The sequence below is a fragment of the Bacillus sp. RC251 genome (assembly GCF_044908765.1).
Taxonomy (GTDB): Bacteria; Bacillota; Bacilli; order Bacillales; family Bacillaceae_G; genus Bacillus_A; species Bacillus_A wiedmannii.
Genome location: NZ_JBIYDP010000002.1, coordinates 332829 through 355865 on the forward strand (window position 1 = coordinate 332829; position 23037 = coordinate 355865).

At 36.0% G+C, this 23037-nt stretch carries 25 protein-coding genes, 1 pseudogene and 1 riboswitch; of the genes and pseudogenes, 19 read left to right on the forward strand and 7 right to left on the reverse strand.

Annotated features, from left to right (window positions below; all coding sequences use genetic code 11):
* Nucleotides 1-18: 18 nt before the first annotated feature.
* The 3 genes and pseudogenes from ABH961_RS11670 (at nucleotide 19) to ABH961_RS11680 (ending at nucleotide 1934) form a co-directional block, all read left to right on the forward strand.
* Entirely contained in the window at nucleotides 19-987 is a 969-nt protein-coding gene (locus tag ABH961_RS11670; protein WP_098076649.1) for an aromatic acid exporter family protein, read from the forward strand.
* A gap of 16 nt (nucleotides 988-1003) precedes the next feature.
* A pseudogene (locus tag ABH961_RS11675) lies at nucleotides 1004-1562 on the forward strand (L,D-transpeptidase).
* A 132-nt stretch (nucleotides 1563-1694) separates the two neighbouring features.
* On the forward strand, nucleotides 1695-1934 hold the full coding sequence (locus ABH961_RS11680) for a DUF3894 domain-containing protein (protein WP_000281162.1): 240 nt from the start codon (nucleotides 1695-1697) through the stop codon (nucleotides 1932-1934).
* A gap of 77 nt (nucleotides 1935-2011) precedes the next feature.
* On the opposite strand, the gene prli42 is transcribed toward ABH961_RS11680, so the two are convergent.
* Nucleotides 2012-2104 carry a stressosome-associated protein Prli42 gene (prli42, locus tag ABH961_RS11685; RefSeq protein ID WP_000549038.1) on the reverse strand — a complete coding sequence of 31 codons (93 nt, stop codon included), beginning with the start codon at nucleotides 2102-2104 and terminating at the stop codon, nucleotides 2012-2014.
* Nucleotides 2105-2294: 190 nt separating this feature from the next.
* On the opposite strand from prli42, the gene ABH961_RS11690 reads away from it, so the two are divergent.
* Together ABH961_RS11690 and ABH961_RS11695 are read left to right on the forward strand one after the other, a co-directional pair.
* Complete coding sequence (locus tag ABH961_RS11690; protein WP_002008488.1) at nucleotides 2295-2840, forward strand: GNAT family N-acetyltransferase; 546 nt, start codon at nucleotides 2295-2297, stop codon at nucleotides 2838-2840.
* 127 nt (nucleotides 2841-2967) lie between these two features.
* Nucleotides 2968-4086, forward strand: coding sequence for a tripeptidase T (locus ABH961_RS11695; protein WP_048546358.1), 1119 nt, complete (start codon nucleotides 2968-2970; stop codon nucleotides 4084-4086).
* Between the two features lie 44 nt (nucleotides 4087-4130).
* On the opposite strand, the gene ABH961_RS11700 is transcribed toward ABH961_RS11695, so the two are convergent.
* A complete protein-coding gene (locus ABH961_RS11700) occupies nucleotides 4131-4331 on the reverse strand; it encodes a hypothetical protein (RefSeq protein ID WP_046957503.1) in 201 nt (66 codons plus the stop codon).
* 144 nt (nucleotides 4332-4475) lie between these two features.
* On the opposite strand from ABH961_RS11700, the gene ABH961_RS11705 reads away from it, so the two are divergent.
* Nucleotides 4476-5714, forward strand: a complete 1239-nt coding sequence (locus ABH961_RS11705) for a DNA polymerase IV (protein ID WP_048546356.1) — start codon at nucleotides 4476-4478, stop codon at nucleotides 5712-5714.
* Nucleotides 5715-5755: 41 nt separating this feature from the next.
* Here ABH961_RS11705 and ABH961_RS11710 read toward each other — a convergent pair whose 3' ends face one another.
* The 3 genes from ABH961_RS11710 to ABH961_RS11720 form a co-directional block, all read right to left on the reverse strand.
* Nucleotides 5756-6457, reverse strand: coding sequence for an MgtC/SapB family protein (locus ABH961_RS11710; protein ID WP_116443035.1), 702 nt, complete (start codon nucleotides 6455-6457; stop codon nucleotides 5756-5758).
* Nucleotides 6458-6568: 111 nt separating this feature from the next.
* A complete protein-coding gene (mgtA, locus tag ABH961_RS11715; RefSeq protein ID WP_142330264.1) occupies nucleotides 6569-9274 on the reverse strand; it encodes a magnesium-translocating P-type ATPase in 2706 nt (901 codons plus the stop codon).
* Nucleotides 9275-9602: 328 nt separating this feature from the next.
* Nucleotides 9603-9770: riboswitch (M-box (ykoK) riboswitch) on the reverse strand.
* A gap of 170 nt (nucleotides 9771-9940) precedes the next feature.
* Nucleotides 9941-10192: a DUF3932 family protein gene (locus ABH961_RS11720; RefSeq protein WP_016086371.1), complete on the reverse strand. Its 252-nt coding sequence runs from the start codon at nucleotides 10190-10192 to the stop codon at nucleotides 9941-9943.
* A 189-nt stretch (nucleotides 10193-10381) separates the two neighbouring features.
* Here ABH961_RS11720 and rnz point away from each other — a divergent pair, with 189 nt between their 5' ends.
* From rnz to sdaAA, 4 genes are all read left to right on the forward strand, one after another.
* Nucleotides 10382-11305 carry a ribonuclease Z gene (rnz, locus tag ABH961_RS11725; protein WP_000397450.1) on the forward strand — a complete coding sequence of 308 codons (924 nt, stop codon included), beginning with the start codon at nucleotides 10382-10384 and terminating at the stop codon, nucleotides 11303-11305.
* Between the two features lie 552 nt (nucleotides 11306-11857).
* Nucleotides 11858-12004 (forward strand): hypothetical protein, encoded by a 147-nt coding sequence (locus tag ABH961_RS11730; protein WP_179194447.1) that lies wholly within the window; start codon nucleotides 11858-11860, stop codon nucleotides 12002-12004.
* Between the two features lie 44 nt (nucleotides 12005-12048).
* Nucleotides 12049-12708, forward strand: a complete 660-nt coding sequence (sdaAB, locus tag ABH961_RS11735) for an L-serine ammonia-lyase, iron-sulfur-dependent subunit beta (protein ID WP_000877441.1) — start codon at nucleotides 12049-12051, stop codon at nucleotides 12706-12708.
* Nucleotides 12709-12726: 18 nt separating this feature from the next.
* Nucleotides 12727-13605, forward strand: a complete 879-nt coding sequence (gene sdaAA, locus ABH961_RS11740) for an L-serine ammonia-lyase, iron-sulfur-dependent, subunit alpha (protein ID WP_000489470.1) — start codon at nucleotides 12727-12729, stop codon at nucleotides 13603-13605.
* 52 nt (nucleotides 13606-13657) lie between these two features.
* Here sdaAA and proI read toward each other — a convergent pair whose 3' ends face one another.
* Nucleotides 13658-14497, reverse strand: coding sequence for a pyrroline-5-carboxylate reductase ProI (gene proI / locus ABH961_RS11745; protein ID WP_000027261.1), 840 nt, complete (start codon nucleotides 14495-14497; stop codon nucleotides 13658-13660).
* A 165-nt stretch (nucleotides 14498-14662) separates the two neighbouring features.
* Here proI and ABH961_RS11750 point away from each other — a divergent pair, with 165 nt between their 5' ends.
* Both ABH961_RS11750 and ABH961_RS11755 read left to right on the forward strand, forming a co-directional pair.
* Nucleotides 14663-15616 (forward strand): MBL fold metallo-hydrolase, encoded by a 954-nt coding sequence (locus ABH961_RS11750; protein WP_064474854.1) that lies wholly within the window; start codon nucleotides 14663-14665, stop codon nucleotides 15614-15616.
* Between the two features lie 9 nt (nucleotides 15617-15625).
* The gene (locus ABH961_RS11755) at nucleotides 15626-16420 is read left to right on the forward strand and encodes an SDR family NAD(P)-dependent oxidoreductase (protein WP_098076634.1); all 795 of its coding nucleotides are present in this window, start codon (nucleotides 15626-15628) and stop codon (nucleotides 16418-16420) included.
* A 29-nt stretch (nucleotides 16421-16449) separates the two neighbouring features.
* Here the strand turns inward: ABH961_RS11755 and ABH961_RS11760 are convergent, their stop codons facing one another.
* On the reverse strand, nucleotides 16450-16635 hold the full coding sequence (locus ABH961_RS11760; RefSeq protein WP_001003210.1) for a YqzH family protein: 186 nt from the start codon (nucleotides 16633-16635) through the stop codon (nucleotides 16450-16452).
* A 224-nt stretch (nucleotides 16636-16859) separates the two neighbouring features.
* Here ABH961_RS11760 and argC point away from each other — a divergent pair, with 224 nt between their 5' ends.
* The 7 genes from argC (at nucleotide 16860) to ABH961_RS11795 (ending at nucleotide 23034) form a co-directional block, all read left to right on the forward strand.
* A complete protein-coding gene (gene argC, locus ABH961_RS11765; RefSeq protein WP_098076631.1) occupies nucleotides 16860-17897 on the forward strand; it encodes an N-acetyl-gamma-glutamyl-phosphate reductase in 1038 nt (345 codons plus the stop codon).
* 10 nt (nucleotides 17898-17907) lie between these two features.
* Nucleotides 17908-19131 carry a bifunctional glutamate N-acetyltransferase/amino-acid acetyltransferase ArgJ gene (argJ, locus tag ABH961_RS11770; protein ID WP_404519425.1) on the forward strand — a complete coding sequence of 408 codons (1224 nt, stop codon included), beginning with the start codon at nucleotides 17908-17910 and terminating at the stop codon, nucleotides 19129-19131.
* 11 nt (nucleotides 19132-19142) lie between these two features.
* Nucleotides 19143-19910 (forward strand): acetylglutamate kinase, encoded by a 768-nt coding sequence (argB, locus tag ABH961_RS11775; protein ID WP_098076625.1) that lies wholly within the window; start codon nucleotides 19143-19145, stop codon nucleotides 19908-19910.
* Nucleotides 19907-21067: an acetylornithine transaminase gene (locus ABH961_RS11780; protein WP_098847153.1), complete on the forward strand. Its 1161-nt coding sequence runs from the start codon at nucleotides 19907-19909 to the stop codon at nucleotides 21065-21067. Before argB ends, ABH961_RS11780 begins: the two co-directional genes overlap by 4 nt.
* 12 nt (nucleotides 21068-21079) lie before the next feature.
* A complete protein-coding gene (argF, locus tag ABH961_RS11785) occupies nucleotides 21080-22030 on the forward strand; it encodes an ornithine carbamoyltransferase (protein WP_098068069.1) in 951 nt (316 codons plus the stop codon).
* Between the two features lie 178 nt (nucleotides 22031-22208).
* Nucleotides 22209-22769, forward strand: coding sequence for a DUF2062 domain-containing protein (locus ABH961_RS11790; protein ID WP_098076763.1), 561 nt, complete (start codon nucleotides 22209-22211; stop codon nucleotides 22767-22769).
* A 58-nt stretch (nucleotides 22770-22827) separates the two neighbouring features.
* Complete coding sequence (locus tag ABH961_RS11795) at nucleotides 22828-23034, forward strand: hypothetical protein (protein ID WP_098076620.1); 207 nt, start codon at nucleotides 22828-22830, stop codon at nucleotides 23032-23034.
* Nucleotides 23035-23037 lie beyond the last annotated feature (3 nt).

Below are 23037 nucleotides of genomic sequence, written 5' to 3' on the forward strand. Positions count from 1 at the left end.
ACATATAGGAGCAATGATATGTTCAAAATTGGATACCGTACAGTAAAAACAGCAATAGGGACAGGCGTAGCCGTTTTTATTGCGCAGTTATTAGGATTAGAATTTTATAGTTCAGCGGGCATTTTAGTTATATTATGTGTACAAAATACGAAACGTAAATCACTTCAAGTATCGCTACATCGTTTTTTAGCTTGTGTATTATCAATGGTATTCGCGTTTTGTATTTTTGAAACAATTGGATATACACCACTTGCAATTAGTATATTATTACTTACATTTATTCCGACTGCAGTTATGCTCAAAATTCAAGAAGGTATTGTCACGAGTTCAGTTATTGTGATGCATCTATATTCATTGAAACAAATTACATGGCTTATTGTTGGGAATGAAATTGCGATATTAACGATAGGAATTAGCGTGGCTTTATTAGTGAATATGTATATGCCAAGTAGTGAAAATAAGCTAAAAGAGTATCAGGATACAATAGAAAGTAACTTTAAAACAATTTTGTTTGAAATGGTCGTGTATTTACGAAACAGAGAAAGTAGCTGGAGCGGGGCAGAACTTATTGAAACTGAAAATATGCTAAATGAAGCTAGAGATTTATCGTTTAAGAAACTTGAGAATGCATTTATGCGAGAAGATGACTATTACTATCGTTATTTTAATATGCGTATGCAACAATTCGAAATTTTAGAGCGAATGATTCCGTTAGCAGCTTCTTTATCGTGGACATATGAACAAGCTGACATGATTGCGGATGTGGTTGAAAACATTAGTAATGCTATTAGCCCTCAGAGTACCGGGGTTATTTCTTTAAGACAGCTTCAAGAAATGAGAGAATTATTTAGAGATATGCCATTGCCCGTTACACGTGAAGAATTTGAGATACGTGCGAAACTTGTTCAACTTGTATACGAAATGGAACAATATTTACTCATTAAAAGTCGCTTTAAGGGAAAGGATAATATAAAAGAACTTATATAGAAGGTAGGAATTATCTATGCCGTATCTTCTCTCTTTCATATTATGTCTTTCTTTATCGCCTATTTGGCCTCTTGGTGATAATCCACGTGCCGGAGATCCTTTCATTATTGTAAATAAAGCGACGAATAAACTAGCTTATATTGACGATGGGAAGATTCAGAAGGTTTTTCCAGTCGCGACAGGGAAAACAAATGAATTAACTCCAGAGGGAACTTTTGATGTTGTAATGAAAGCGAAGGATCCGTATTATATTGCGAAGGATATTCCAGGTGGGTCACCGAAAAATCCACTTGGGTCAAGGTGGATTGGATTTAATGCAAGAGGAACTGATGGAAGTAAATATGGAATACATGGAACAAACCAACCTAGTTCAATTGGAAAGTATATTTCACAAGGATGTATACGAATGAAGAAAAACGATGTGGAGTATTTATTTGATCGCATTCCAATTGGAACGAAAGTATGGATTGTGAAGTCGAAAAAATCATTTCAGCAATTGGCAAAAGAAAAAGGAGCCATTGCATATGAAAAAGCCAACAAAGGTTGGCTTTTTCATATGCAATAAGTTGTCTTGACATGTGTACATAACCATGAGTTAATGAGAGTATAGAAAGATAAAGTGAAACTTTAATCAGTGGGATGTTTTTTACCTGCGGATTATCAGCCCTCACCGATCAGGATAAAAATTAGATAAAGGGGTTGCTCATATGTACTTGAATCCAAAAATTTCGTATATGCAATTTTTTATGGGATTTCTATTTGTTATTACATTCATATTGGCAACTTTTAATATATGTTCTTATCTTGTAGCAATTGTATGTATGGCATTACTCAATCTTACTTTTGTTATTGGAGCATTTCAGCAGAAACAATATACAAGTTTTATAACAGCACTTGTAATGTCATTCTCCTTTAGTATTGTAGCGATTGTGCTTTATATAAAATAAACCATCTCGATATCGAGATGGTTTATTTTATTGTGTTATGTGTAAAAAGTAAAAAAAGGACGAACACATCGTCCTTTTTACCAAAACATACTTGCGCCAGCAAGTAATGTTGTTACAAGCATAGAAATTAGCATTACATAAATCATAACTTTTTGAGCTTTTTTATGCATCGTTAAACCTCCTTGCAAATCAGTACAATATCATTGTAACGAGAAATGATATTGTGGACAAGGGGAGAGAAGTGACAAAATTCGAGAAGTGCGTGTAAAGTATAACAGGAAATTTGTATGTATGTAGAGAATATATAATTAATGATAGAGTATAAGTTTTTTGTTATGCAAGCTGAAGAATGGAGATACGATGATGAAAATATATGAAACAAATCGTTTACATTTAAGGGAAATTGATGAGTCGTATGCTGAAAAAGTTCTTCAATATTACGACAGAAATCGTGAATTTTTAAAAGCTTGGGAAGAGTATAGACCGGATGATTTTTTTACGTTAGATTATCAGAAGAAAAAGTTACAAAAGGATAGAAAAGAGTTTGCAGAAGGTAAAATCATCAGGCTTTGGATTTTTAAAAAGGGTGATGATACGAAAATAATTGGATGTATTTCATTTAATTTAATTGTTCGCGGAATTTATCAATCTTGTGTACTCGGCTATAAATTAGATAAGGCAGAGTTAAACAAAGGTTATACGACAGAAGCGCTTAGAAAAGCGATTCAAGTTGCTTTTGAAGAATTTCAGTTACATCGTATAGAAGCACCGATTATGCCACGAAATTTAGCATCTATACAAGTAGTGACGAAGATAGGCTTTCAATATGAGGGCGTGTCTAGGAAAATGTTAATGGTTAATGGAGTATGGGAAGATCATATGCGCTGGGTATTGTTAAATGAGTAATAGAAAGCAGATGGTTATCTAGACATATAAACCGTCTGTTTTTTGTCTTGTATTTCGAAACTTTTGCGAAATTCTGTTATAATTAATAGTGTTACATACATAATGGTAGTGCAGGAGGCGCAGTCTTATGATTAATCAAGAACGTTTAGTAAATGAATTTATGGAATTAGTACAAGTAGATTCTGAAACGAAATTTGAAGCAGAAATTTGTAAAGTATTAACAAAGAAGTTTACAGATTTAGGTGTAGAAGTATTTGAAGATGACACAATGGCTGTTACTGGGCATGGTGCAGGTAATTTAATTTGTACTTTACCAGCAACAAAAGATGGTGTTGATACAATTTACTTTACTTCTCATATGGATACAGTAGTTCCTGGTAATGGAATTAAGCCTTCTATTAAAGATGGATATATCGTATCAGATGGTACTACGATTTTAGGTGCGGATGATAAAGCTGGATTAGCATCAATGTTCGAAGCAATTCGTGTTTTAAAAGAGAAAAACATCCCTCATGGTAAAATTGAATTTATTATTACAGTTGGAGAAGAATCTGGTCTTGTTGGTGCAAAAGCATTAGATCGTGAGCGCATTACAGCGAAATACGGTTACGCATTAGATAGCGATGGAAAAGTTGGTGAAATCGTTGTTGCAGCTCCAACACAAGCGAAAGTGAATGCAATTATTCGTGGGAAAACAGCTCATGCTGGTGTAGCACCAGAAAAAGGTGTATCTGCAATTACTATCGCAGCGAAAGCAATTGCGAAGATGCCACTTGGTCGTATTGATTCTGAAACAACTGCAAATATTGGACGTTTTGAAGGTGGTACACAAACAAATATCGTTTGCGATCATGTACAAATCTTTGCAGAAGCGCGTTCTTTAATCAATGAAAAAATGGAAGCACAAGTTGCAAAAATGAAAGAAGCATTTGAAACAACTGCAAAAGAAATGGGTGGTCATGCAGACGTTGAAGTAAACGTTATGTACCCAGGATTTAAATTTGCTGAGGGCGATCACGTTGTAGAAGTTGCAAAACGTGCAGCTGAAAACATTGGTCGTACACCTTCTCTTCACCAAAGTGGTGGCGGAAGTGATGCAAACGTAATTGCAGGACACGGTATTCCAACAGTTAACTTAGCGGTTGGTTATGAAGAAATTCATACAACAAACGAAAAGATTCCTGTTGAAGAATTAGCGAAAACAGCAGAATTAGTTATAGCAATTATTGAAGAAGTAGCGAAGTAATGGAATAGAAAAAGCGTGTAAATCACAATTGATTTACACGCTTTTTATTTGGATTCGATTGCTTTTACAAGGCGGATCAGCCAATATAAGAAAATCCATGGCAATATATAAGTTGTTGCTATATGTACTAGGCGAGGGAAGAACCCAAACGTATTAATATTAAAAATAGGAAGCAGTAAATAATTAATGGCTATGATTAATATAATCACAAGGAACGTATAGTTGAGTTTATTAGTTGATTTCATCATAATCATCCCTTTTTGTGATTTTATACATTTTATGTAAATTATATCAAATGTATGAAAGGAAAAGAACAAGCAATTATTATAACTATTATGCAAAATTTGATATAATGAAAGAACGAACGTTCTGATTAGGGAGTGAGTACTGTGCGAGAAATGTATCCGAAAAATGGTCGTGTTATTTTGCATGTAGATATGAATTGTTTTTTCGCATCTGTTGAAATTGCTCATGACCCATCATTACAAGGGAAGCCGTTAGCAGTTGCTGGAAATGAAAAAGAAAGAAAAGGAATTATTATAACATGTAGTTATGAGGCAAGAGACTATGGAATACGTACAACGATGCCTCTTTGGGAAGCAAAAAGGTTATGCCCGCAATTAGTTGTAATGCGTCCTAATTTTACATTATATCGTGAAGCTTCATTTCAAATGTTTCAAATTCTTTCCCGTTTTACGGAAAAAATACAACCAGTCTCTATAGATGAGGGGTATTTAGATATTACAGATTGCTACGCACTCGGTTCACCTCTTGAAATAGCAAAGATGATTCAGCAGGCGTTATTAACAGAGTTACAGCTTCCGTGTAGCATCGGAATTGCTCCTAACCTTTTCCTAGCAAAAACAGCTTCTGATATGAAAAAGCCTCTCGGTATTACGGTGCTTCGAAAACGAGATATTCCAGAAATGATTTGGCCACTTCCAGTTGAAGCAATGCATGGAATTGGAGAAAAAACAGCTGAAAAATTAAATGATATTCATATACAAACAATTGAGCAGTTAGCAAAAGGAAACGAACATATCATTCGCGCTAAAATTGGAAAGCATGGCGTTGATTTACAACAGCGGGCAAAAGGTATGGATGATAGGGAAGTTGATCCGAGTCAAATGGGACAACATAAAAGTGTCGGTAATTCGATGACTTTTTCAAAGGATATGGATGAAGAGAAAGAATTACTTGATATGTTAGAACGGCTATCAAAATCAGTGAGTAAAAGATTACAAAAGCGAACGCTTGTCAGCTATAATATTCAAATTATGATTAAATATCATGATAGGCGGACAGTAACGCGGAGTAAGCAATTGAAAAATGCGATTTGGGAAGAACGAGATATTTTTCAGGCAGCATCTCGTTTATGGAAGCAACATTGGGACGGTGATTCCGTTCGTTTACTAGGTGTTACAGCTACTGAAATAGAGTGGAAGACAGAATCGGTGAAACAATTAGATTTGTTTTCATTTGAAGAAGATGCGAAAGAAGAGCCGCTACTTGCTGTCATCGATCAAATTAATGATAAGTATGGAATGCCGATTTTACAACGAGGTAGTCAATTATTACGTAAGCAAGAAAAGTCTTTTCAGCAAAAGTTAGAAAATAAGTTTATGTAGAAGGTGTCATGAAGCTGTAAATATCATGACACCTTTCATTTTTAACTTACCTCTAAATCTAATGAAGTTTTCCAACCAGCTGCAGTAACATCAGATTCTAATAGCATTCTACCTACTACTTTTTCAATTAGGACTGCTGCATTTGTACTGCAATGTAATGTAGCTTGTATACACACTTTTTGATTAGAATCTACGTCTTCGCTATACAATTCTTTTAAACCGATGCCTTCAGAACTTACCATGTGCATAAGTAAAAAACGAATATGGGATTCATGTTCCTCTGAACAAGTAAGAGAAAGTAAGTAATTCGTTTGTTCAGGTGATTCTTCTTTTGATTTCTGATTCATAAAGAGAGCGATTGGGCGAAGTAGTATATTTGCTAGTAAAACGCCGGCTGCACCTAATATAGCTGCAACGAGGAAACCAGCACCTGTAAGAGTACCAACAGCAGCTGCGCACCATAGAGTAGCTGCTGTATTAAGCCCTCTAATACTAAAACCATCGCGGATTATAACGCCGCCTCCTAAAAAACCAATCCCACTAACGACTTGAGCAGCAATACGTGAGGGGCTAGCATCGTGATCAAGCATGACGGATAATAAAACAAATATACAGGCACCAAGTGATACGAGAGCATTTGTCCGTAATCCAGCCATCCTGTGTCTCCATTGCCGTTCCATTCCGATGCAAGCACCTACAATAATTGCGATAAATAATCTTAATACAATGTCATACCATACCATCATGGTCACCTCCATACATATAAGTCCATGTTATATTTTTGAGAATGCGTGGGGAGTACCTGCTCATTCTCATTTTTATCCCACTATTTGCGGGCTGATGAAAGCTTCACTTTATAACCAGCTATGAAACTTTTTAATATAAACTTTTTTTAGGAACTGTGTTAAGAAAGCATAGCCTAATAGTATTCCTATTAACCAAGGGAAGTAGCTAAGTGGTAATGCTTGTAATCCAACGGCTGCTCCAAGTGGCGAGAATGGAATATAAATTCCGATTGCCATAATACAAGCGGTTAATAAAAGAACCGGTATTGATGCAGTACTTTGAATGAACGGAATCTTCTGTGTTCTTATCATGTGAACAATTAAAGTTTGTGTTAGCAATCCAACGACAAACCAACCAGATTGGAATAATGATTGTTCGCTAGCTGTATTTGCACCGAAGACGTTCCACATGACTACGTATGTGATAATATCAAATATGGAACTAATGGGACCGATGCAAATAATGAAGTTTCGTAAGTTGGCAGTATCCCATTTTCTTGGTTTGTCTAAAAACTCTTTATCCATTTTGTCCCATGGGATAGACAGTTGTGAAATATCATAAAGTAAGTTTTGAATTAAAAGGTGAATGGCAAGCATCGGCAAGAAGGGGATGAAAGCACTTGCTACTAATACACTAAATACATTTCCGAAGTTAGAGCTAGCTGTCATTTTAATATATTTTAAAATATTTCCGAATGTAGTACGTCCTTCTAAAATGCCTGCTTCTAATATTGTTAAACTTTTTTCGAGTAAAATAATGTCGGAAGACTCTTTTGCAATATCAGTAGCAGTATCAACACATATGCCAACATCAGCTTCACGTAACGCTACGGCATCGTTAATGCCATCTCCCATATAACCTACAGTGTGTCCGTTTCCTTGTAATACTCGTATAATGCGAGATTTTTGCATTGGATTTAGTTTAGCAAATACAGTTGTTTCTTCGGCTAATTTTGCTAATGCTTTATCAGGTAAAGAATCGATTTCGTAACCAAGGACAGGCTCACCGATATTTAATCCAACTTCTTTGCAAACTTTTCTTGTCACGATTTCGTTATCGCCAGTTAAAATTTTTACTTGTACACCATGTTTCTGCAATGCTTGAATGGCAGTAGCTGCAGATGGTTTCGGTGGATCTAAAAAGCCAATATATCCAGCGAGAATCATATCATTTTCATCTTGTACCGCGTACTCTGTATCATTTATTGGTCTATCTTTTTTATAAGCTACAGCAATAACACGCATACCTTCACTATTTAATGTCTCACTTAGTTGTTTTACATTTGAACGCATGTCATCGGTAAGAGAAACAACTTTTCCATCTACTTCAGTGTAGTTACAAATAGATAAAATTTCTTCTACTGCTCCTTTACAAACCATTGTATGTTCACCTGAAATATCTTTCACGATGACAGACATACGCCGGCGAGCAAAATCAAATGGAATTTCATCTAGTTTTTGAAAAATGGATGGATTAAACTTCTGGTTTTCTTCTGTATGCTTCATAACGGCTTTATCTATTAAATTTTTCAATCCTGTTTGATAGAAGCTATTTAAATAGGCAAAGTGTAATACACGATTACATGTATTACCGTTAGGATCTAAATGGCGGACAAGTACAACTTTATCTTCTGTTAAAGTTCCTGTTTTATCGGTACAAAGAATGTTCATAGCACCTAAGTTTTGAATAGAATTCAGTTGTTTTACAATTACTTTTTGTTTAGACATGTTAACGGCACCTTTTGCTAAATTAGCAGTTACAATCATTGGTAACATTTCAGGTGTGAGACCAACAGCAATTGCGATAGCGAAGAAGAAAGCCTCTTGCCAATCCCCTTTTGTGAATCCATTAATGAGAAGAACGATAGGCGCCATAATAAGCATGAATGTAATTAAGAGCCAGCTTACTTTGTTTACACCTTTATCAAAGCTTGTTTCTACTCGTTTGCCGATAACCCTTTTTGCTAAAGAGCCGAAATACGTATCGGTACTTGTGGAGATGACAACAGCTTTTGCACTACCACTTACAATATTTGTACCCATAAAACAAAGGTTTTCCATATCGAGTGGATTGTAATTTTTTTTCATGTTTTTCGGTAAGATATGTTTATTCTCTGTATGATAGCAGTTTTCGTACTTTTCCACAGGCAGTGCTTCCCCAGTTAAAGAAGACTGATTCACAAATAAATCTTTAGCTGAGAGAATACGCACATCAGCCGGAACGATATCACCGGCTGAAAGTGAAATAATATCGCCAGGTACAAGTTCTTCAATTGGAATTTCCATTGTATAATTTTGCTTTAAATTTGTTACTTTTTTTGTTTCGTGTACAAATCCATCTATTCTAAAGACGCTCGCCGTTGTTCGAACCATAGCTTTTAACTGATTCGCAGCTTTTTGAGAACGAAATTCTTGTAAAAAACGAATCGTTGCACTTAGCATTACCATTACAGATACGACAAGGGTTCCTTGTATGTCATCTGTGAAAAAAGAGAGTGCGCCGAGAGCTAATAAAACAAAAATAAACGGATTTTTAAATGCCAGTAGAAATTGAATGTACCACGGTGATGTTTTATTATGAGCTATTTCATTCGGGCCATATAAAGTAAGTCTAAGAGCCGCTTCTTGTTTAGAGAGTCCATCTTTTGTTGTTTCTAAAAGTTGTAACGCCTTGTTTGCATCTTGTGTTGCGACTTCCACCAATAATTCATTATTTGTTTTCATACGATCTTGATCGTATGAATGTTTTGTTTCTTGTCTTTGTAAATTTAACATCGGTAGTTCCTCCTTTTTCATGAAGGAGGAAACAATCTGTTACTCGACTATTTAAAATTAGGAGGAACAGCTTCTTTCCTACCTACATGATGAAATATTAACGTAAAACATATGGGTATCTGGGCCGAATCATCAATTGCCAACTGTTCCTCACCTCCGTACAATTTAGTAGTTTCTGAATATGCTATGTTTGTTTCATAGTAAGGTGCATATATAAAAAGACCTTTACTCAAAACGAGTAAAGGTCTGAATTCGCAGTTAAAAGAGTCCACAACAAAGACTGTTAATAAACATAGATAAAAACAGTTTTTGTGCATGACAAAAATAGATGCACCTCTCCCTCGTTGAGTTTTAGCACTGTATAGCATAGGTACTGAAACCAGCTACGTTAAGAAAGGCCTTCATTCCGACCTTTCCTGTTGACCCATTGGCGTCTCTCGACATTTTTGGGCAGCAGCGTTTCTCTATACAGGAGCCTCACCTAACAGAGACCATATTCAATTACAATTTGAATGTTAGCACTGTAAATTTATAGTGTCAATATCTTTTTTTTGAAAAATCAAATAGGTTTATGATGGCTATATAGTAGGAAATAAGAGGAGTTTTTTTTGAAATAAGGTGGGGAAATAAATAAAAAGCACTGATTACAGTGCTTTTTATTACAGATTATGAGATTGTAGTATTTTCAAAAATAACAATTTCTGAACTGTTTGTTGTTGAAACGCGTTGTGCGTAATATGTTAAAGCTGAAGAAATATATGTTGGTAATGAATCATTTGTATGTGTTGTTGTATATTCATGGATTAATTCTTTCAAAGTCGTCCATTCTAATTGTGCTGGGTGATCAGACACGAAAGAACTTACCCAGCGATCAAATGAAGATGAAAAATCAGTTTGTAAACGAAATGCTTCTTTCATAATAAAACGCTCCCTTAAAATGTAGTATAATCATTTTAACATAAAACACGAACGATTACTAAGTTTTTTGAGTATAACGTTCGTGATATATAGTTGTCTAGATGATTGGTTATGTAAATTCGATTTGCCATTTGAAATAACATTCCGTAAGATGAAAGGTAGATTATATAAAGAGCTGGAGGAAAGAAAGTGGAATTTGTATTTTTAGGAACTGGTGCAGGTGTTCCTTCGAAAGGAAGGAACGTTTCGGCAATTGCTTTGCAATTGTTAGAAGAACGAGGACAGACTTGGTTATTTGATTGTGGCGAGGCGACGCAACATCAAATATTACATACATCAGTACGCCCACGCCGCATTGAAAAAATATTTATTACGCATTTACATGGTGATCATATTTTTGGCTTGCCTGGTTTATTAGGAAGCCGTTCATTTCAAGGAGGGACTACACCTTTAACAGTGTATGGACCAAAAGGAATTAAACAATTTATTGAAGTGGCATTATCAGTAAGTACGACACATGTAAAATATCCACTTGAAATTGTGGAGATAACAGAAGAAGGTACTGTATTTGAAGATAATGAATTTCACGTGGAAACGAAAAGATTGTCACACGGTATTGAATGTTTTGGGTATCGTATTGTAGAGAAAGATATACAAGGTGCTCTTTTAGTCGATAAATTGCTGGAGATGGGTGTGAAACCGGGCCCGCTCTTTAAACGTTTAAAAGATGGAGAAGTAGTTGAATTAGAAAATGGTACGATATTAAATGGAAAAGACTTTATTGGTCCACCTCAAAAGGGAAGAATTATTACCATCTTAGGCGATACAAGATATTGTGAAGCGAGTAGAGAGCTGGCACAAGACGCTGACGTACTTGTTCATGAAGCAACTTTTGCAGCAGAAGATGAACAACAAGCGTATGATTATTTTCATTCCACATCTAAGCAAGCTGCGAGTATTGCACTTCAGGCAAATGCAAAACGATTAATATTGACTCATATTAGTTCTCGTTATCAAGGGGATACATATAAGGAATTATGGAAAGAGGCAAGAGAGCTATTTTCTAATACAGAAATAGCTACGGACTTGAAAATTTTTCCGGTAGAAAGATAATAATGGTGTGAAAAAATGGTGACGAAAGGTTGCCATTTTTTTATTTCTAAAAAAAATTTAAAATAAAACTGTTATCATTTTATGTTTATATTGGATGGAACAGAAAGTTTTAATGATGTGAAGAAATAGGATGAAAATGCATAATACCGATTGTTTAGAAAAACTGTTATATAAGTCAGATGACATAAGAGTGGTACAAATAGCAAAAACAGATCGTTATTCAGAACTTTTAAAATTCATTAAAAGTAAGCGTTTTATTAAAAACGAGCTATAATGAGGGCAGATCAAAATTTATTGTAGGCTACATGCATTTTAGCCATTTGTCGTAATAAGTGAAGTTGACTAAATCGTGAGAGAGCAACATGGAATTTATAATAGGAAAGATATTACTATTATTTGTACTAAGTCTTTTTTCATTTTTTAGCTTTAAAGCACTAAAAGATATGAAAGCAATGGGCGTTTCACTTGTTTATGCTATGCTTGTAAGGGGTTCTGTGTTAAACTTTGGATTGCTACAAGACTTTATTGTGGATTAGCTTATATGATTAGTAAATGAAGGTAATGCTAAGTTTCTTATTTATTATGATAATTGGTATTATTTCAGGATATATTGTTTCACTGTTATTCAAAAACTATCCAATTCGTATAGCGGAACAAATTCGTCGTACAACTGGAAAAGCAACCGATTCGGTAGCTTAATAGAATAGTAAAATTTTTTTCATAGAGGTTTAGGGGGAGTTATGATGAAGTATCGCTCAGTATTTGATATTATTGGTCCAGTTATGATTGGTCCATCAAGTTCACATACAGCAGGCGCAGCAAGAATGGGGCAAGTTGCTCGCCAGCTGTTTCGTCATGAACCAGAAAGAGTAAGTATTTCATTATATGGATCATTTGCAAAGACGTATCGTGGGCATGGTACAGATGTAGCGTTAATAGGTGGGATATTAGGGTTTGAAACAGATGACTTACGTATTCCAGAAGCGCTAGACATAGCAAAAGAGCGCAAAATCGAAGTAGAATTTATTGAAGAAGATGCAAATGCACCTCACCCAAATACAGCGAGAATTCGTTTGTATAAAGGTGAAGAAGAAATTGAAGTTGTTGCTTGCTCAATTGGTGGCGGTAAAATTGAAGTTGTAGAATTAAACGGATTCGATCTTCAATTAACAGGCACGAGTCCAGCACTGCTTATTGTAAATAACGATCGCTTCGGTGCTATTGCAGCAGTAGCTTCAATCCTTGCGAAACATGAAATTAACATTAGTACAATGAGTGTTTCTCGTAAAGAAAAAGGAAGAAGAGCGCTTATGGTTATCGAAACAGATGAATTATTAGCAGATGAAGTGATTGAAGAAATAAACGCGCAACAAAATATTTGTCAAGTAACTATTATGGAATAATTGCAGGGGGGACACACCATGTTTCGGAACGCAGCGGAACTAGTGGCGCAAGCTAAAGAACAAAATGTAAAAATCGCAGAAATTATGATTCAATGTGAAATGAAAACAAGAAGTATTTCACGTGAAGAAGTAATTGCTGGTATGGAAAAGAACTTAGTCGTGATGGAGCAAGCAGTAGAACGTGGTATTCGCGGAGTGAAATCACCAACTGGTTTAACTGGCGGAGATGCTGTAAAAGTTCAGGCGTATATGAATAGCGGAAAAGGCTTATCTGGAGATACGATTTTGGACGCGGTGAGTAAAGCTGTTGCAACAAATGAAGTAAACGCAGCGATGGGAATTATTTGTGCAACACCAACAGCAGGGTCTGCTGGAACAGTGCCAGGTGTACTGTTTGCACTGCAAGAAAAATTACAGCCGACACGCGAAGAGATGATCGAATTTTTATTTACAGCAGGAGCTTTCGGTATGGTTGTTGCGAATAATGCTTGTATTTCCGGCGCGGCAGGAGGTTGCCAAGCTGAAGTAGGTTCAGCAAGTGGTATGGCAGCAGCAGCAGCAGTTGAGATGGCTGGTGGAACACAAGATCAAGCAGCTACAGCGATGGCGATTTCATTAAAGAATATGCTTGGTTTAGTATGTGATCCTGTTGCAGGGCTTGTAGAAGTACCTTGTGTAAAACGTAATGCAGCAGGAGCTGCGAATGCGATGATTTCAGCTGATTTAGCATTAGCTGGCGTAACGAGTACAATTCCATGTGATGAAGTGATTGAGGCGATGTTTAGAATCGGACAAACGATGCCAGTAGCACTTCGTGAAACAGCTGAAGGTGGACTTGCAGCAACACCAACTGGTCGCCGTCTGCAAGAAGAGATTTTTGGGAAGACTAATAACTAAACAATATATGTTAATAAAAAAATGGAGCTCAAGTAAAATTGAGCTCCATTTTTTATTTTTCTTTTGTTAGTTGTTCTAATGTTTTCCCAAGATTATGTGATCGTTGTGTAGCCTGTGTAATACAAGAAATAAGTGCTTGTTGAAATTTATGTTCTTGTAATACTTCAATGCCTGCTTCGGTCGTTCCGCCAGGAGAAGTAATTTCCTTTCGCAAAACAGAAGGGTGTTTTTCACTTGCTTTTAGCATTTCAGCAGCACCAATCATCGTCTGAAGAATAAGTGACTTTGCAACATCTTCTTTTAAACCAATTGTTTTTGCGGCTTCTTCCATCGCTTCCACTACGTAATAAATATAAGCAGGCCCACTTCCAGATAATGCAGTGACAGCATGCATATCTTCTTCCTCTACAACAGAGACGAGACCGATCGTTTCAAATAAAGCTATGGCAGTCTGAATATGTTCCGCTGTTGCATGTTTTGAAGGCGAGATAGCAGTAGCTGATTTTAAAATAGCTGCAGATGTATTTGGCATCGCACGAATAATCGGAACATCTTTTTGAAGTAGGTTTCTAATCGAGTGAGTAGAAACACCTGCTAATAAGGAAATAATAAGCAAGTTATTATGTATATCTTCTTTAAAAGGAGTAAGCGCTTCTGCAACATCCTTTGGTTTCATTGCTAGAAAAAGAATAGTTGTATCAGTAAGTAGCTCTTTTTTATTATGCGTACCTTTTACGCCATATTTTTTATGTAGCTCCTGCAATCTTGTCTCGTTAGAACGATTACTTACGGTAATTTGTTCGCCTTTCACAACATTTGCATGTAACAAGCCACCAATAATCGCTTCAGCAATAGAGCCTGCACCGAGAAAGGAAATGTTTTGAATAGACATGATGTTCCTCCTTTAAATTTGGTTAGAAATTCTTATAAATGTACATACATTCGTTTTTTTACAGGAAACACCTCTTTTTATCTGAAAATAATGACAAATATATATAGAAGTTGTAAACTGAAGAAGTATTCATTTTTGAACCGGAAAGAGACAGGGGGGCTAAGCATGACGGCGATTCACCGAATGGAGATTCCTGTGCCATTTGCAGTTGAAACTGTGAATGTGTTTTTAGTTGAGGGGGAGACATTAACATTAATTGATACAGGGACGAATACAGAAGAGGCAAGAAGTGCTTTAGAAAGGCAATTAGGTACATTAGGATATGCGATAGAAGATATTAAAACAGTAGTCATTACGCATCATCATGCGGATCATTGTGGGCTTTTAAATATATTTTCTGAGAAAACGAACATTATTGGACATCCTTGGAATGAGCCTTGGATCACGCAAAATCCAGAATTTTTAAAGTGGTATCATGAGTTTTTTAGAGAGACAGCTTTGCAATTTGGTGTTCCAGCGGCATTTTTGAAAGACGAGGCGTTATTGACGACGAAGACACTTAAATATTCTTGTAATAGATCGTTAACGCATACTGTGAGAGAGGGAGATCGTATTGATTCTTTACCTGGGTTTACAGTAATCGAAACACCAGGTCATGCTTCCACTCATATTTCATTATATAGAGAATCTGATGGAATATTAATTGGCGGGGATGCTCTCATTAGCCATATTTCTTCGAATCCCATATTAGAACCACCATATGAAGGACAAACAGAAAGGGCGCGCCCGTTATTACAATATAATCAAACATTAAAGCGTTTAAGTGAAATGAATATTTCGCGCATTTTATCAGGACATGGAGAAGATGTTCTAAATGTGAAACAACTTATTGAAACGAGATTACAAAAGCAAGAAACACGTGCGTTTAAAGTGCTTGAGTTATTAAAGGAAAAACCAATGACAGCATTTGAAGTATGTGTAAAACTATTTCCGGTATTATATAAGGAGCAATTGCCACTTACTATTTCAGAAACTGTTGGACAATTAGACTTTTTAGCATATAATCAACAAGTGATGATTGATGAATCTTCGCAACAATTGATTTATTATGCAAAGTAGGTGACAGCAATGACGGGACGTTTACAAAATAAAGTAATCGTCATTACAGGTGCTTCTAGTGGAATTGGAGAGCAAGTTGCAATGCAAGTTGCAGAGCAGGGGGCGACTCCAGTATTAATGGCTAGAACAGAAGAGAAATTAAAAGCGTTAGCAGAGAAAATTAAAGAAACTTATAATACGCCTTGCTATTATTATGTATTAGATGTAAGTGAAGAGATGGAAGTACAATCTGTTTTTTCAAAGGTATTACAAGAAGTGGGACGTATTGATATATTAGTAAACAATGCGGGATTTGGTATTTTTAAAACATTTGAAGATGCGTCAATGGATGAAGTGAAAGATATGTTCCAAGTAAATGTATTTGGATTAGTAGCTTGTATGAAAGCGGTACTACCCTATATGGTGAAAAGGAACGAAGGACATATTATTAATATTGCTTCACTTGCTGGGAAAATTGCAACTCCAAAATCGAGTGCGTATGCAGCGACGAAACATGCAGTATTAGGATTTACGAATAGTTTACGCATGGAGTTGTCTAGTACAAATATTTTCGTAACAGCGATTAATCCAGGTCCGATAGATACAAACTTTTTTGAAATAGCGGATCAATCCGGTACATATGTGAAAAATATGGGACGGTACATGTTAAAACCAACATATGTAGCAGAGCAGATCGTAAAATCGATGCAAACGAAAAAGCGTGAAGTAAACTTACCGAAGTGGATGGGCATTGGTCCGAAACTTTATGCACTATTCCCAGGTTTATTTGAGCGTGTTGCAGGTAAATCATTAAATAAAAAATAGGAGATTTCCATATGGAAATCTCCTATTTTTTATTTTCCAGTCACATAATCGTAAACGATATCCTCAACTGCCTCGTATACATCAATTTCAGTATTTGAATGAATTATCGTTTGAATATGTTTAATTAGCATTTCCTGATCCTCATTTGACATAGGATTACATTGATATTGTTGAAAACTTTTTATGATCATTTTCTCAATTAATTTTTCATTCATGTTTTTCCCTGCCTGTATGTACGTATGTATTGTTTTATTGTACTTGAAGTGAAATGAAAAAACTACTATACATTGTTTTTGTATAAAAATCCGGTTGTGTATATTGTTTTTCTAGTAAAATTAAGTTTTTTAAGTTTGTAAAATTTATAAATATTTAATTGACTCTATAAATATACAATATTATAATCATACTTAATTTAAAGAATCGATATGAGGAGGAGCATATGAAAGTCGTGATTATTGGAGCAACTGGGTATGGAGGTATTGAGTTAATTCGGTTATTAGAGCAACATCCATATTTTTCGATAGCATCTCTTCATTCTTTTTCGCAAGTTGGCGAGTCTATAACAAATGTATATCCGCATTTTCAAAATGTTCTTGTTCATACGTTACAAGAAATTAATGCGGAGGAAATAAAGAAGAAAGCGGAAATTGTATTTTTAGCAACCCCAGCAGGAGTATCAGCAGAGTTAACTCCAAAATTATTAGCAGTAGGTTTAAAAGTAATTGACCTATCTGGAGACTTTCGTATGAAAGATCCTTTCATATATGAACAGTGGTATAAAAGGGCAGCTGCAAAAGAAGAAGTTCTTAGTGAAGCTGTATATGGGTTAAGTGAATGGAAAAGGTCCGAGATTCAAAAGGCAAATTTAATTGCAAACCCAGGATGTTTTGCTACAGCCGCATTATTAGCGATATTGCCGTTAGTGCGTAGCGGCATGATTGAAGAAGATTCCATTATTATTGATGCGAAATCAGGAGTATCTGGAGCTGGCAAAACGCCAACAACAATGACTCACTTTCCTGAGTTATACGATAACTTGCACATTTATAAAGTAAATGAGCATCAACACGTTCCTGAGATTGAGCAAATGCTTGCAGAGTGGAATAGGAAAACGAAGCCAATCACGTTTAGTACACATTTAATACCGATATCACGGGGGATTATGGTTACCCTTTATGCGAAAGTAAAACGAGAAATGGAAATAGAAAAACTTCAAAAATTATATGAAGAAACGTATGAACAATCGGCTTTTATTCGAATTCGCACGCAAGGAGAGTTTCCAAGTCCGAAAGAAGTGAGGGGCTCAAATTATTGTGATATGGGGGTAGCTTACGATGAAAGAACAGGAAGAGTGACAGTCGTTTCTGTTATAGACAATATGATGAAAGGTGCGGCTGGGCAAGCGATTCAAAATGCAAACATAGTTGCGGGACTAGAAGAAACAACAGGCTTACAACATATGCCGCTTTATCTATAAGGGGGACATGATGATTAAAGTAGAATCTATAACAAAATTGGAAAATGGTTCAATTGTAACGCCAAAAGGCTTTTTGGCAATCGGTACTGCAAATGGTTTAAAAAAAGAACAAAGAGATTTAGGTGTGATCATTTGTGAAGTGCCAGCATCATGTGCCGCTGTCTATACAACGAATCAAATACAAGCAGCCCCGCTGCAAGTAACGAAAGACAGTATAGCAGCTGAGGGGAAATTACAAGCGATTATCGTCAATAGTGGAAATGCAAATGCTTGTACAGGAATGAAAGGCTTACAAGATGCCTACGAGATGCGTGCATTAGGGGCGGAACATTTTGGAGTGAAAGAAAATTACGTTGCAGTAGCTTCAACAGGTGTAATTGGTGTTCCTTTACCGATGGATATAATCCGAAAGGGAGTTGCAAATCTTATCCCGACGAAGGAAGTAAGTGAAGCTCATTCTTTTTCTGAAGCGATTTTAACGACGGATCTTATAACGAAAGAAACGTGCTATGAGATGATGATTGATGGGAAGAAAGTGGTGCTTGCTGGTGTTGCTAAAGGTTCAGGGATGATTCATCCGAATATGGCAACGATGCTGAGTTTTATTACGACAGACGCTCATATAGAGCATGATGTATTGCAAATAGCATTATCACAAATAACGAATCATACATTTAATCAAATTACGGTGGATGGAGATACTTCTACGAATGATATGGTCATCGTTATGGCAAGTGGATTATCAGAAACGAAACCAATCAATACGGAACATGCAGATTGGGAAACTTTCGTAGTTGCTTTACAGAAGGTATGTGAAGATTTAGCAAAAAAAATTGCACAAGATGGTGAAGGTGCTACGAAGTTAATAGAAGTAAATGTGCTAGGAGCTCGAACGAATGAAGAGGCAAAGAAAATTGCAAAGCAAATAGTCGGTTCGAGTCTTGTGAAAACAGCAATACATGGTGAAGACCCAAATTGGGGGCGAATTATTAGCAGTATGGGACAAAGTGAAGTAGCGATTAATCCAAATACAATTGATATTACTCTTCAATCTATCGCTGTGTTAAAAAATAGTGAACCTCAAATGTTTTCTGAAGAGGAAATGAAAAAGAAATTAAAAGAACATGAAATTATGATTGATGTGTATTTACATTTAGGAGAAGAAACCGGATCAGCTTGGGGCTGTGACTTAAGCTATGAATATGTGAAAATAAACGCTTGTTATCGTACATAAGGAGAGGGAAGATGAGCGATTATATTGTAGTGAAATGCGGCGGTAGTATGTTGGATCAATTAAATGATGTGTTTTTTGATTGTATAAAGAAATTGCAACAGAAGTATAAAGTAGTGATTGTCCATGGTGGCGGCCCAGAAATTGATGCGCAATTAAAAGATTGTAACATCAAAGTAGAAAAAAGAGATGGGTTACGAGTAACACCAAAAGAAGTTATGGATATTGTTCAAATGGTGCTATGCGGAAGTACGAATAAAAAATTTGTAATGAAGTTGCAAAGGCATAATTTACTTGCGGTAGGTTGTTCAGGGTGTGACGGCAATTTACTTCAAGTTCAACCTGTCAGTGAAGAAATAGGATATGTGGGAGAAGTAAGTTATGTCGAAACAGCCTTACTAAAAGGATTGATAAATTTGAATTATATTCCTGTCATTGCTCCAATCGGGATAAATGATAATGAGATTTATAACATAAATGCGGATAACGCTGCAGCTGGAATTGCGTCCGCGTTATCCGCAAAAGAACTCATTTTTATTACGGATGTAGATGGGATATTACATGAAGGAAAATTAGTAAAGAAAACGGATGAATTTGAAATTGTTACTTTAATAGAAAAAGGAGTTATTACAGGCGGGATGATTCCGAAAGTACAGGCGGCACTAGCGTCATTAAAAATGGGAGTGCAAAAGATAAGTATTGTGAACGGTACAAAAGATTTTGCTGAAGTTACGGGAGAGTGTATCGGAACGACGGTAACGAAAGGGGTAAGTATCGTATGACAAGTCATCTTTTTCAAACATATGGGAGAAGAAACATTGAGTTTGTAAAGGGAAGTGGAACGAAAGTTATTGATAAAAATGGTAAGCAATATTTAGATTTTACATCAGGAATTGGCGTATGTAATTTAGGGCATTGTCACCCTACTGTTATGAAAGCTGTACAAGAGCAACTTCATGATATATGGCATATATCTAACCTGTTTACAAACAGCTTACAAGAAGAAGTAGCGTCATTATTAACAGAAAATACAGCGTTAGATTCTGTTTTTTTCTGTAATAGCGGGGCAGAGGCGAATGAGGCTGCTTTGAAGCTGGCTCGTAAGTATACTGGAAAATCTCTCGTCGTAACATGCCAGGAGTCTTTTCACGGTAGAACATTCGCAACGATGAGTGCGACGGGGCAAAATAAAGTGAAAGAAGGATTTGGTCCACTCCTTCCGTCTTTTTTACATATCCCTTTTAACGACGTGAAGGTGTTAGAGGAAGTAATGAATGAAGAAGTAGCGGCGGTAATGGTAGAAGTTGTTCAAGGAGAGGGAGGAGTCATACCTGCTAATCTATCTTTTTTGGAAGAGATTGAAACATTATGTAATAAGTTCGGCTCCTTATTTATTATAGACGAAGTACAAACGGGGATAGGAAGAACAGGAACACTATTTGCTTACGAACAAATGGGAATAAAACCTGATATCGTTACCGTTGCAAAGGCACTAGGAAATGGTATTCCTGTTGGAGCGATGATCGGCCGTAAGGAACTCGGAACGTCGTTCACTGCAGGAACACACGGTTCAACGTTTGGCGGGAATTATATTGCAATGGCTGCAGCGAAAGAAGTATTGCAAGTAAGTAAGAATCCATCATTTTTAAAAGAGGTAAAGGAAAAGGGGGAGTACGTATTAGAGAAGTTGCGAGAGGAATTACGACATGTTGAATGTATTCAAAATATACGTGGTAAGGGACTTATGATTGGGATTGAGTGTAAGCATGAAGTTGCAAGTTTTATAGAAAAACTAGAGGAAGAAGGGCTTCTCGTATTACAAGCAGGGCCTAATGTGATAAGACTATTACCACCACTTATTGTAACGAATGAAGAGTTAGAACAGGCAGTATATATGATAAAAAAAGTAGTTTGTACAAAAAACGTATCAATCATATAAGGGGGAAATTCCATGTCAACTGTACAAGTACCGAAATTAAATACGAAAGATCTGTTAACATTAGAAGAACTGACGCAAGAAGAAATCATTTCTTTAATTGAGTTCGCTATATATTTAAAAAAGAATAAGCAAGAGCCTTTATTACAAGGAAAAATATTAGGACTTATCTTTGATAAACATTCAACTCGTACTCGCGTATCTTTTGAAGCAGGAATGGTACAGCTCGGAGGACATGGCATGTTTTTAAGTGGGAAAGAGATGCAAATTGGAAGAGGGGAGAGCGTTTCAGATACTGCGAAAGTATTATCTCATTATATTGACGGGATCATGATACGTACATTCTCACATGCCGATGTAGAAGAGCTTGCAAAAGAATCGAGCATTCCTGTTATTAATGGATTAACGGACGATCACCATCCTTGTCAAGCGTTGGCAGATTTAATGACAATATATGAAGAAGTAAATACATTTAAAGGAATAAAATTGGCTTATGTAGGTGACGGGAATAACGTATGTCATTCATTGTTGTTAGCGAGTGCGAAAGTTGGAATGAATATGACTGTTGCAACGCCTGTAGGGTATGAACCGAATGAGAAAATTGTAAAAAAAGCGTTAGCGATTGCTGAAGAAACAGGAGCTGAAATTGAAATTTTGCATAACGCTGAATTAGCAGTGAGTAAAGCAGATTTCATTTATACTGACGTTTGGATGAGCATGGGGCAAGAGGGAGAAGAAGAGAAATATACTTTATTTCAACCGTACCAAATTAATACCGAACTTGTTATGCATGCAAAGCAAACGTATCGTTTCTTACATTGTTTACCTGCCCATCGTGAAGAGGAAGTAACAGGAGAAATTATAGATGGACCGCAGTCTATCGTATTTGAGCAAGCGGGTAATCGATTGCATGCGCAAAAAGCATTATTAGTAAGTTTATTTAAAAATGTAGAAGAGCTTTCCTAAATGATGTGCACCCCAATTGTTAAGCACGAATAACAATTGGAGGTGTGCTTTTTAGATTGAAATGTCGTATGTATATTTGGTTAACCATCTCTAAATCATTTATAATAAAAAGAGTAAACTAAATTTGTTTTTCATATCATGTAGGGACATACTAGATAGAAAAAATATAGTTAAAGAGATGATGAATTTGAAAACAACTAAGAAAACATATTCCTTTTTTCAGCGGATGTGGAGAATATTAAAGTTTCAATATTATAAGTTGCTTCGGTCGCCAGAAGGAGCGAAGAAAGTATCATTAGGCTTTGCGATTGGTTTTGGTTTAGAGATGTTGGTCATATATACGGCATCGCTCGTATATATAATATTTTATCCGATTGTTCGAATAGTAAAGGGATCTTTTCCTGCTGCGGTTATTGGCAATATTATTGGAAAAATATCGTTTCTACCGGTATTTTTATTTCCGTTTGCTTATGCACTAGGAAAAATGATATATCCATTTCATGTGCAAAAAATACATCATGAACCATTTACGATATCTGATTTGTTTTCGAGTCATATTTTTACGATATTAAAGGGTTTATTGCAGAGTGAAGTGTATGTATTAATTGGAATGACGATTTTAGGAGTTGTGTTTGGTGTAGTTTCATATTTCGTTGTGCATTATTTATATGAAAAGAACCGTAAGTTACGTTTAAAGAACAGAAAGAAACGAGTGAGAGAACCACTCGTGCAAATATAAAGAGTGTCACATTCATTTTCTCCTTTGAATATGTTTAAGAAAAAGGGGGAGAGAATGAATGTATTATTATTACGTACCTCAAGTATACCCATATGTAAATTATTATCCGGTTTATGATGTGAGTAGACAATACGAATTATATCGACAACAACAATTACAGCAATTACCACAAATACCACAACAACAGCCTACGCAAGAACAGAAACCATATTTAACGACATGGCCATATTCAAATGTGTACTATGGTAATTATTACGAATCATAAAGC